The 12,190-nt window shown below is 38.4% G+C and carries 5 protein-coding genes; all 5 read right to left on the reverse strand.

All coding sequences use genetic code 11. The annotated features are described in order from the left end of the window. Positions 1–4 precede the first annotated feature (4 nt). The 5 genes from QZ135_RS11670 to QZ135_RS11690 all read right to left on the reverse strand — a co-directional run bounded on the left by QZ135_RS11670 (position 5) and on the right by QZ135_RS11690 (position 12,182). Positions 5–2,401 (reverse strand): FtsX-like permease family protein, encoded by a 2,397-nt coding sequence (locus QZ135_RS11670; RefSeq protein WP_294609167.1) that lies wholly within the window; start codon positions 2,399–2,401, stop codon positions 5–7. A gap of 24 nt (positions 2,402–2,425) precedes the next feature. Continuing rightward, entirely contained in the window at positions 2,426–4,744 is a 2,319-nt protein-coding gene (locus tag QZ135_RS11675; RefSeq protein ID WP_294609169.1) for an ABC transporter permease, read from the reverse strand. 175 nt (positions 4,745–4,919) lie between these two features. Beyond that, entirely contained in the window at positions 4,920–7,307 is a 2,388-nt protein-coding gene (locus tag QZ135_RS11680; RefSeq protein ID WP_294609171.1) for an ABC transporter permease, read from the reverse strand. 29 nt (positions 7,308–7,336) lie between these two features. Continuing rightward, positions 7,337–9,748 carry an ABC transporter permease gene (locus tag QZ135_RS11685; RefSeq protein ID WP_294609173.1) on the reverse strand — a complete coding sequence of 804 codons (2,412 nt, stop codon included), beginning with the start codon at positions 9,746–9,748 and terminating at the stop codon, positions 7,337–7,339. Between the two features lie 28 nt (positions 9,749–9,776). After that, positions 9,777–12,182 (reverse strand): FtsX-like permease family protein, encoded by a 2,406-nt coding sequence (locus QZ135_RS11690; protein WP_294609174.1) that lies wholly within the window; start codon positions 12,180–12,182, stop codon positions 9,777–9,779. Positions 12,183–12,190: the final 8 nt, after the last annotated feature.

Raw genomic sequence — 12,190 nt, forward strand, 5'->3', positions numbered from 1 at the left:
CTTGTTATTCGTTTTTAATTACTTCTGCCGGATTGGCCCTTACTATCTGCAAGATACGGAAAAGTATGGTGATAGCTGTAATAAAAGTCACAATCAGGAATATGCAAAACCAGAACAGGAATCCGCAATCAAAGAACACCGTGTACATTTGTTTCCATAGCATCAATGCAGCATATACTAGCGGGAATGCAATGACGGCACTGCACAATAATAGAATAATATATAAACGGGCAAACAACAAGATGATTTGCGGAACATTCGCTCCGTTTACTTTACGGATGGCAACCTCCTTTTGTCTGCGTTCCGTATCGAGCGTAATACTGGAGTATACACCCAGTAAAGTAATAATAATGCTGACTATGGCAAAGAAGAGAATAATATCCTTCAGATTGTACTCGATGGCTTGTACCACGTGAATATCATCAAGGAACGTTTTTGTTTGGTAAGTTATATTTTCAGGAAGCATTTCACGACAGACGTTCTCTATCCATCGAGTTACTTCTTTCTGCTGCCCGGGATGGCTCTTTATATAACAATGACCTATATAGACAGAAGAATCGTATGGTACAAAAGCATATCCGCTACTTTGGTTGTATACATCTGCCTGAAAAGGAGCGGATATTCCACATATTGTGTAGCCGGTATTTCCACTATATAAGTTCATGCCGATTACGTCTTTTTTCTGTATTTCCTGCCAAGCTCTGTCCACTATAATTTCATTTTCTGTTTGTGGAGTACTCCCCTGTTCTATAGGAATATTCATGAAAGAGAAGAAATTGGATGGAACAGCCATGATACTAATATCAATCCAGGAGTTTTCATTTCCTTTCTCGGTCGTCAGTCCATTCCCTGACATTCCATACATATAACCGATATCCGATAACAAAACCTCTTTCACTCCGGCATGTTGCTTAAAACGTTCTATCATGGTCAGTTTCTCTTCGTTCTTCATGAACGGATAATCCAATGGGATACTTAAGATTTCCGCCTTCTCCTGCTGGCTTAATGTATGGAACAAGGTATTGGCAGTTTTTTCTGATTGCAGGTATAAGGCAACTGTCAGCGATACGAATACCCAGCAAATAAAAAATTGGATGCCCAGCATGAAGTTGCGCCCCCATTGTTTTCCTCTGCGTTTGTTGCTTCCGTAGATGCCAGTCTGCACTGAAATCTTACGGATGCGGGCAGAAACAGACAGGCAAATGACAGCGCAAAGTGTGATAAGGCAAATGATATATTGCAGGGCATGTATCAAAAGGGCTTTAGGAGTAAAGGCCATGGCGAAGCCTGGTAAAGAGAAATCCATGTGGCCACCAAGTAGTTCTATTCCCGAAAGTACCAGCACGGATGCTATGGAAATAACAATCAATGACTGCGTAAATAGCAGGTTGAATAGTTGTTTCCAGTTACAGCCTGCCATCTTCATGATACTGTATTCTTTGGTGCGGTTAAAAAATGAGCCTATGAGAAAATGAAAGAAATTTATCAGCCCCACCAACAATATCAGTGTGCCTATGGTTCCGGTTACCAATGCCAGATAGGAAGCTCCTTGTTTTTTTAGTTGGGTTCCCATGCGGTCGGCGGTGATGGTGTAGGCTTCATTATACAGAGTATAAGTATAGTTCCTTTTTGAAAACTGTTTTTCTAAAGCGGCACAAGTGGTTTGTGGTGATAACAAGGCATAGGTGCTTGCTCCTGTCATGTTGTGGCGTTTGGGGCTTTGCAGAAGTCCCTCACTGTCATTCACGGTCAGTACATCTATGTTTTGCATGAAGTCAATGCTATTATTCAGGGGAATATCTTCCATTACAGCCTGAATGGTATATACGATGCCCCCTGTTATTGGAGTACTTTCGGGGGATGTATTGAGCCTTCTCATCAAGGTCATGTGTTTACCGATGGCACTTTCTGCATTACCGAATATCTTAATGGCAATGGATTGGCTCAGAATGGCGGAGTTAGGAGACCGGCTTACCATTCCCCAATGTCCTGCCACCATTTTTGGGGTGAATACTCTATTGTAGCAAGTGTCTGCCTCAATCGTTTCAAGTTCATAAGGCAATGTCTTCTCCGGGGATACTTCCACATAGAAAGGACGTTCACGAGGATAGGTTACGCATGAAATAGCCTCCACTTCTCCCATGGACCAGGTGCGAAGTTCTTCAGATAAAGGTACAGGAGTACCGGAAAAATATCTGTCGGCCTTACTGTCGTAAAGACTTAGTTCGGCTATGCGGCCATAATTGGCGAAGCAATGATTGGTGCTGTCCACAAAGCGGCTGCAATACATGCAGATACAGAAACATAGTAGTCCCACGGATAGTCCGATAATGGATATGATGTTCTGTGTCTTATATTTACACAGGTTTCTGATTGCTATTTTGAAATAATGTACTATCATAAGTTGATGTTAGTTCTATGTTTCTTATTCACTTTTAATAACCTCTGCCGGATTTTGTCGGGCGGCCTGCCATACGCGCCAGCCGATACATGTGAAGATAACTATTGCTATACATGCAAAGATAGTTAGATAGATCCAGACGTCGATGGTTGTTTGTTCTATATAATTTTCTAACCAGCGTTTCATTAGGACATATCCTATTGGGAATGCTACAATAGATGCAATGAATAATAAAAGTATATACTCTTTTACGAACATGAGTAGTATATCTTGGATTGTCGCTCCATTCACCTTGCGCACAGCTATCTCTTTGCGTCGTTGTTCACAACTAAGCGTAACGAGGGAGAAGATGCCGAAAGCTGCAATAATTACGCATACGATGGCAACAAAACTTAATAGTTTCATCAGTATATTTTCTGATTTCAGATATTCGGCATAAACATCTTCTGTATTTACCATTTTATATTTCACTTCCGGGTATTCATGGGTGATTATACTGTCTACCCGGCTTTGCAATTCTTTCCATTTGCCGTCATGGTATTTAATCAGTATTTGTCCTTTTCCTAAATAGAATCCACTGATATTAATACTTCCGGCAACCAAAACAAAAGGTTGAACCGGTACAGTCGGCGGTGTAGTATGGAAGTTCTTGACTAATCCTATAATGGTTTCAGAAGCGTCTTTATTTCGATAAAGTTTCTTCCCCACCGGATCATTCATTCCGAAAACTTTTGCTGCAGCTTCGTTAATCACAACTTTATCCCGTCCTGTATCTTTGGGCAATTCCCCTTTCAATAACTTTAAATTGTAGAATGGTATAGCTTTTTCGCTTTCCCATATATACAGTGTATTAGCACTTTCTGCATCGGGCGATTTGCCATCCCAATTGTCGTAGTATGCAGAGAGAGTGGTTGTTCTGGGTAATAGAGCACAATGCCCTGTCATGATTTCTTTGGTACAGGAAAGTTGCTTGATTTTGTCCGAAATGGCTTCAAAATTCTTATCCGGATACAGATAGTGGATATTGGCTATATTTTTCCTTTCCCATCCTAAATCAGTATTTGTGAGAAAGTATATCTGCTTCATAATGACGATCATACAAAATATAAAAAGTATACCTATTCCAAGTTGAAAGATAATGCTTATTTTACGTAATAGATGCTGATTCTTATTTCTATTGGTATGCGGGCGTCTCATGATGAACGGTAACAGCAGAAGCATGGATAGAAGGGTAATGCCGGCAAAATAAAGAAGCGATTCTTCATAAATATTTCCGGTAACACTGGACATTTCTCTGAATATAGGTAACGCCAGTTCCACCAAGGTCATGCCTAACAATCCGGATAAGAATATAATGCAGAGATATTCTATAGAAAGCAGCATAAACAGGCTGCTTATAGAAGAACCACATACTCTTCGCAGTTCTATTTCCCGGTTACGCATGCGAATACGGGTAATAAATAAAGAGAGATAATTAAATAATGAACAGAGAATAACTAATCCGCCGGCTACCGAAAATAGTATCAGATAGTAGAATTGGATAGATTTGCTTTCATTGATTGATGAATAGTGATATTGGGTTAACGGCATCAATTGTACGTCCTCAAAAATACCTTTGGGATCTCTGGTATCGATTTTGGTGTTGGCTGTAGAAAGTTTTTTTTGAAAAGCTATCGGATCGATACCTTTATGCAATTTGATGATGATTTTAAAGCTTCCATTAGACCAGTCATTTTGCCATTTACGAAAGTATTCTCCTTCACCCCAAAAACCAAATGATAAGTTGCTATGATTCAGGTTTTTCAGAATGGCACAGATTTTTATTTTCTTATCATAACAAATTATTTCTTTGCCAAGTACATCTGTTGTACCAAACAGTCTTACCGCCGTATCTTCAGTCAAAGCTACTTTATCATCTGAATACATAAATTCCATGTTTCCTGATACTATGGAGATATTGAACATTTTCATGAAACACGAGTCTGCTTTTATTTCATAAGCTTTAAATGTAGACTGTTCTTCTGTTTTTATATCCGTTTCTTCTCTCCATCTGGTGTAGGCACATGCTTCTTCAACTTCCGGAAAATTATTCTTTAGCATAGTAGATGCCGGATAGGCCATATTAGTGGAATATCCATTTTCATTCATTATGCTTTTCTGATAAAGAATATACATCCGGTCGGCTCCTTCATGATAACTATCATATGTTATCTCATAATGTATCCATAGATTGGCAAAAGCGAAACAAGTAAAACCTATTGCTAATCCAATAATACTGATTATGCTCTGTGTCTTATATTTCAGTATATTACGAAATGCTAGTTTGAAATAATGAAGTATCATAATGAGTTTTTTTATATTTGGATTTCAAATCTTGTGCCAAACTTATAATTGCTTATTAATTAGATATATACTTCTTTTAAAAAGATGAAACCAGTGTGCTATATTGCACAAAAAAGGTGCATATTCGCACATTGCTTGTGCTTTTTTTGAATCATTCTAAGAATCATATTCTTTACTATTCACTCTTAATTACTTCTGCTGGATTCTGTTGTGCTGCCTGCCATACGCGCCAGCCGATACTAAGGGCAATCACTACCGCAATGCCTGCAAATATAAGGATGAATGGCAACATTCCTATATTGACTTGACGATTGTAAGTCTCAATCCACTGTTTCATGATAATATAGCCTACCGGGAAAGCTACCAGTGAAGATATAATCAGAAGCAAAGAATATTCCTTAAGGAAAATATTTAGAATGTTACCTATTGTAGCTCCATTCACTTTGCGGATAGCTATTTCCTTCCGTCGTAGTTCACAAGTCAATGTAACCAAAGAATAGATGCCGAATACAGATATCAGAATACAAACCAATGAAGAAAAACTTAAAAGACTGGATAAGGCATCTTCTGATTTCAGGTATTTATTGTATTGTTCTTCTTCACTATCCAGGAATAACTTGCGGTCGGGAAGTTCCGACTGCTGCATCTCTTCAATGCGGCGGCGGCATTCTTCCCAGGTTCCCGGCTTATATTTGAAAAGTACAAAGCAACGTCCCCATGCCCACTTTTCTCTGTTTGTATTGACAAATACAGCATTTGCTATATCATTTGTGGGTGCTCTATAGGCACAATCTTTTACCACTCCTATTATAGTCATCGATTGCTGATTTTCTTCATTGTAATAGATACGTTTACCAATAGCTTCTTCTGGTGTCCATCCCATAGTGCGGGCTGTTGTTGCTGTGATATTGACCTCGCTGAGCTCCGATTTATCCGATATCCATTCTCCTGCCAGCAGTTGCATATTATAGAATTTGAAAAATTCTTCTCCTGCCAAAAACTGATCTATACTGATAGGTTTATCAGTGACTCCATTTGAGCCTTCCCATGAAGTTGCTTCAAAAAGAGAATAAGCTCCCATGCTAATCAGAGGCCAGTAAACAGGTTTCACTACTTCAGTAACCATAGGTAATGCCTTTACTTTTTCAGCCCAAACATTCATATCCACATTCATCCAAATGCTTAAAGATGCACGATTCTGGTAGTCAATTCCTGTATCTACATTACGTAAATGATAGAGTTGCATTTGCATAATAGTTGTACAGAGAATAAAAGCCATGCAGACAATCAGTTGTAAAACAACGCTTCCTCTCCGGAAAAGACGTCCGGTGACGCCTGTATGAGTATGATGGAGTGTGTTTTGCAATGAGCGACGGCGGAATATATAAATAGAAAACAGAGCAATGATAAATGCCAATATTGCCATGCCTGCTATATATAATATACAATTACCGTAGATAGATATATCTGTATCGGTTATTCCGGAATAGCGCATAAACCAAGATTTGAGCGACTCGATAAAGACCATTCCTAAAATGGAAGCCAACAAAATCGTAAATAGGAAATCCATGCAAAGCAATGCCAGCAACGAACGTTCGGAAGCTCCGTTTACTTTACGCATTGCCATTTCACGCTTACGCGAACGGAAACAATCGCTATATATAGTCAGATAGTTTACCAACGCACACAAGATGATAAGTAGTCCTGTTATAGAGAAATAAATAATGTAGCGGAATTGTACGATAGTTTCGTCTTCGCGGACAAATTCATCCGCATATCGTAATTGAGTAATAGGTTCCAGATAAAAGCGTGTAAATCCGGTTTCATAGTTAGACTTATCTTTCTTCATTTTTTCCGGGAAGTTCCGGTTCATCTTTTCGATGAGTGCTTTGACATCTGTTCCGTGCTTTACTTTTATCAGTATTCTATATCGGTTGTTGCTCCATGAAGCGTCATCACTGCTCATCCATCCCATTACGGAATATTTAAAATTGGAGTGCCTTCCCCAATCGCTAATAATGGCTCCTATGCGATATTCCCTCATATTGTTGGAAGCAATCAGTTTTTTTCCAATGACCTTGGTAGTGCCAAAAAGCTCACGAGCCATTGTTTCTGTAATGGCCACCTCTTTTGTTTCTCTTGAATTTGATAAATAGAAATTCTGGCTACCCTCTAATATTTTTATATCCATCATGCGCATAAAGGTAGAGTCCGGCGCAATATATGGATATTCAGTCTGTTGCTTATTCTTTAAAGTGAAGAAACTTTGTTGTTCAAATATGCAGAAATCTTCTACTTCCGAATAAGCATTTTTTAGATAACCTCCCAAAGCATAGGGCATAAAATTAGAATAATGTGCTCCGAAATGTCGGTCATCCGTTCGTACTAGATAGATACGCTCCGCATCCCTATGAAAATTATCATACGTCATTTCATATTGTATCCAGAAAGTGGACAGGGCAAAACAAGCCAGACCTATTGCCAGACCGACAATGCTGATTATACTTTGTGTCTTATGTTTCAGTATATTCCGGGATGCCATTTTAAGATAATGCTGTATCATGATATTCTATATTTTCTTTAGTAGTATATTTATTCTCCTTTTAATACTTTTGCTGGATTTATTTTTATCGCTTTGTGAATCTGCCATCCTAATGTGCACAATGAAATCAGTGCAATGAGAAGTCCGGCAGTCAGGAATATCCAGAGTGAAAGTGGAGCATGATGATAAAAACTTTCCATATATTTATGAATCAATAGATAGCTGATACAAGAAGCCAGAACAAAAGCAATGCTGAATATATAGCAATATTTACGTAGCAATAATTGGAAGATATCATGGGCAGTGGCTCCGTTTACTTTTCGTAAAGCTATCTCACGATATCGTTGTTGAATATCATAAAGCGATAATCCGAATAATCCCAAACAAGAAATAAGTATTGCAATCATGGCGAAAGTGACATAAATGCGCGTGGCACGTTGGTCATCGTGATACAATGCAGCTATTTCATTTTCGATGAATGAGTAATTGAATTCCCCTTCCCCATTTATTTCGTGGAATACTTTTTCCAGAAATTCAATAGCTTCTTTGCGTTTTCCGGGAACAATAGAGGCCAACAATGGTTGCTGATGACCACCTATACTATAGCAGAATGCCAGTGGATAAACAGGGCTGGCCAGATGACCCATTTTGAAATCTTCTATTACACCTACTATTTCATAGGGAGGGTTTGAACTTGCATCTGTACCTACACTAAACCACATTCGTGCATCTGTTTGCATCTTTGTTTTATTGATATCTTCTATGTGAAATACTTTCTTGGCTGTTTCATTAATAATGAATTTGTATTGTGCAAACTGGTCTTTCTCATCATCCCAGATACGTCCTTCTTTGAGCTTAAAGTCAAAAAGTTCCATATACTTCTGATCCACAAAGTCAACACTGATTTTGGCCTTTTCACCAGTAGATGCAGTACATTCTGTATGCGGGGGAAACATCTGGATAGGTGAATCACCATAGGTCCATTGGGTAAATAAGGGCGATTCATCCATTTTCCGTTTTACCGATTCTACTTTTAAATCCTCTTCTTTTCTTTTAGCTTCCCATTCTTCCATTGAGGTAATAACATCTCCGTATGTTCTATCTGTTGAGAAAAGCAAACATTTGATGATGTCCTGAGTCTTGTAATTTAAGTCATAATGGAGCACATAATGTAATTGGCGGCTGAAATAAATGGCTGCTATTACTAAACTGATTGTGATGATATATTGTACTGACAGGAATATAACACGCGATACCACCGAATTTCCGCCTGTGCTGATGGAACGAAGGGAATGAATAGGTGGTGCGTAGTTATAGCGCAGAAATGGGAAGATAGTAGTAAGAAGTGGCATACCTAACAGTAAAAAGACTGAAAGCCATATATCGAAACGTAAATCTGCCACAACAGGAATTTCAAACCATAAAGTTACAATGCCGCGTGTTATTTCTACAAAAGTCCAAATGAAAAGCAATGCAATGGCTCCCAGAGAAAAATTTTCAGAATAGAGCTGAAGAAATACTGTTTTACCATTAGCCCCAAAAACTTTTTTTATTCCGAACTCCCGCGCACGTTTCAGCATGACTACCGTATGCAGATTTATGTAGTTGAACATACCGACAAGCAGCAGCAGGAAACTTATAAGCGTAAGGATATTTAAAGAAGTTTGATTTCCCTTGTAAATAAGCGTGTCATATGTAGCGACTGCTGTGTTTGTATAAAAGCCTTTTAGTGGCACCAACTGATAGTATATTGCGCGGTCAGAATACGACTTTAGTTGCATCGGTACCTTATTTTGCTGATTAAGTTGTATGACGTCTTCGGGGCGATGCAGTTGTACTAATTGGTTCTCCATACGGCTCCAGGATTTGCTTAATTCCATAGAAATGACAAGATCGAATTGCATAGAGGCTTTTGTGGAAGGTTCGTCAATAACTCCTGTAACCGTTACCATATTACCCGTAGAAGTTTTCAATGTTTTTCCTATAGGACTTTCATCTTTAAACAAGCGAGTTGCTAGTTTTTTAGTCATAATGACATCGTCGGGAGAGTGTACTGTACTATTTCCCTCTATTACGGGATAAGGCATCATTTCTAAGAATAAACTGTCGGCTATCATCGTCTGGACGGTGAATCGGCGGTTATTTACCATTATATAATCGTCTGAGAATGGAATAAATTGGCTAACCTTTTCAATACTTGGATCCAATAAAGGATTCTTGAAATTAGGATCATTATTACGGTCTATGGCTCCTGCCAAATAAGTTTCTCCATTTTGCGTGACCGTTGTCATCAAAAAAGTACGCTCCAATTCTGGACAGAAGTGATCTACATTATTTTCCTGATGAATATAGCGAGCTATGATCAATGCACAAGATACACTGAACACTAATCCTATGAGGTTAATAAAAGTATATACTTTGAACCGCAATAGCATGCGTATGGATAATAAGATTTGCTTCATATATTCTACTTTTATAGAGTTATTACTTTTATTCATATTTAATCACTTCTGCCGGATTTACATTGGCTGCTTTATAAATCTGCCAGATAATAGTCAATAGTGAAATCAAGGCTGTCGCGCCTATGCCTATAATAAATAGATCGGGAGTGATGGGGGCTTTATGGGCAAAGTCTTCTAAATAGAGGACTATCGCTCCGAATGATAACGGAATAGCTATTAATGAGGCTATCCCTAATACTGAGAGATATTTTTTGATGAGTAAAGGGTATATGTTTTTCCCTTGTGCCCCATTTACTTTACGCAATCCTATTTCCCGGTAACGCTGGCGGATATCAAATAAAGAAATGGCCAATAGTCCCAAGGATGATATAAGAATGGCAACTTTGGCAAACAATGAATAGATATCCACAACCTGGCGATCTTCGTCGTACATGGTAGCTATTTCATCTTCTATCAGTTTATATTCAAAATTAGTGTTTCCCGTAGCTTCTTCATATAATTTACGCAAGAAGTCGATGACTTCTGCACGTTTTTCGTGCGGATATGAAGCCGTAACAATAGTAAGTTCAATTTTTTCGTCAAAATATTCGATAATCATGGGAGCGGTAGACTGTGATAAATGTCTGACATTAAAATCTTTTACAACCCCTACAATTTCAAGTGGAGGATTGTATCCAGATGGAACATTACTGGAAGCCCAACTTTTATCCTCACCCTGAAGTTTGTCACGCGTGATATCCTTGACGCCAAATATTTTTTTAGCAGATTCGTTTATGATACATTTAAAACTGTTTTTGGTAAACATCTCATCTATTGAGTCATTCCATAACCTGCCTTCCAGTAGTTGGAATCCGAATAATTCCATATAGCGTGGAGACATTCTAACTCGTAGTACCTGCTTGAAACCATTCTCTGCACGGTTGAGAGCGTAACGTGAATACTTGGAGTAATGAAGCGGCATTGATATTCTGCTCCAATGAGTAAATAATGTGCTTTCACTCATTCGTTTGTTTACTAACTCTTTATTAGCCTGTTGTATTTTCCCTTCTTTCAAAAGATCTTCTTTCTCTTTCTCATGAAATGAACTCCCTCCTTTGAAAACATACATCTTGCATTCTATCACATCATGAGTACGGAAACCGAGGTCGGAATGAAGCATGTATTCAAGTTGCCGTACGAAGAAAAGCGACATGACAATCATATAAATAGTGATGACATATTGAAAGCCAAGAAAAAGCATGCGTGAACGGACAGAGAAATGCGTGGAAGAAAGTTCGCGCATGGAAGAAACCGGAGTGTTATGAGTAAATTTTATAAATGGATAAAATGTGGTTAGCAATGGAAGCACAAATAAAATAAGAAGAGATATATTCAGGTCAAACTTTAAATTTGAGTTCGTAGGAATATACATCTCATTGTAGAACAAATGTCTGGTAATTTCAATAATCAACCAACAAATAAACAGTGCAGCTCCTGAGAGTAGCATATTCTCAATGTATATCTGAAGAAAGATTTCTTTTCTACCTGCTCCATATACTTTTTTTATGCCAAATTCCCGGGCACGTTTGGACATGATGACTGTATAAATATTGGTAAAGTTCAGTATACCTATAATACCGACCAGAAAGGCTACAATCCATAATACACGAATATAATCTTTATTCCCGTGCTGCGATAACGCTGACTCTTCATGAGAGGTTGTATAATAATAATCTGTCAGTGGCAAATACTGGTAATGCATGGTCTGGAATGTACTCCATTCGTCTCGTGGCTGTTCTTTATCATATTTTTTATTCAATTGGGCTATGTCTGTGCCTGGTACCATAATTACGGCATATTTCGGATTTGAAAACCATAATTCTTCCAGTTCGTCCGATAAAAACATGTCCGGCAGCCATGATGTTTTGGTTTCCTGAGTATCTAATACACCTACAATGTGAAACTTTCTTCCGACGGAGTTTTTAAAAGTCAAGCCTATAGGATTGGGTACTCCATTGAGGGAATGAAGCCAAAACTCTTTAGTTATGAGCGCATCGTTGGGGCGCTTTATTTTCCCGTTGCCCATATATATGGGATGAGGAAAGATACTAAAGAATGTACTGTCTACGGACAGGGCATTTACAGTAATTTCTTGTTTCCCAAAATCCATAACCAAATCGGTACATGGAGTGAATGACGCATAACGTTCTACTGCCGGATCTTTCTCTAAGTCAGATTGGTATCCGGACAGTTCTTTGGTGCCGTCGCTGATAGTACGTTCGATAAAACAAATCCGTTTGTATTCCGGATAACAGTGGTCTACTGTATTCTCCTGATGAATATATCGTGTTATGGTAAATACACAGGCAAGACTAATTGCTAACCCTATGAAATTGACAAAGGTATACACCTTAAACCGCAATAACATGCGTATGGATAGTAGAATTTGTTTCATATGTTATG

It is taken from the genome of uncultured Bacteroides sp. (genome assembly GCF_905207245.1).
Classification (GTDB): Bacteria; Bacteroidota; Bacteroidia; order Bacteroidales; family Bacteroidaceae; genus Bacteroides.

Coding starts and splice junctions, on each gene's coding strand:
- QZ135_RS11685 (WP_294609173.1), bottom strand. CDS start 9,748: ATGAAGCAAATCTTATTATCCATACGCATGCTATTGCGGTTCAAAGTA.
- QZ135_RS11680 (WP_294609171.1), bottom strand. CDS start 7,307: ATGATACAGCATTATCTTAAAATGGCATCCCGGAATATACTGAAACAT.
- QZ135_RS11675 (WP_294609169.1), bottom strand. CDS start 4,744: ATGATACTTCATTATTTCAAACTAGCATTTCGTAATATACTGAAATAT.
- QZ135_RS11670 (WP_294609167.1), bottom strand. CDS start 2,401: ATGATAGTACATTATTTCAAAATAGCAATCAGAAACCTGTGTAAATAT.
- QZ135_RS11690 (WP_294609174.1), bottom strand. CDS start 12,182: ATGAAACAAATTCTACTATCCATACGCATGTTATTGCGGTTTAAGGTG.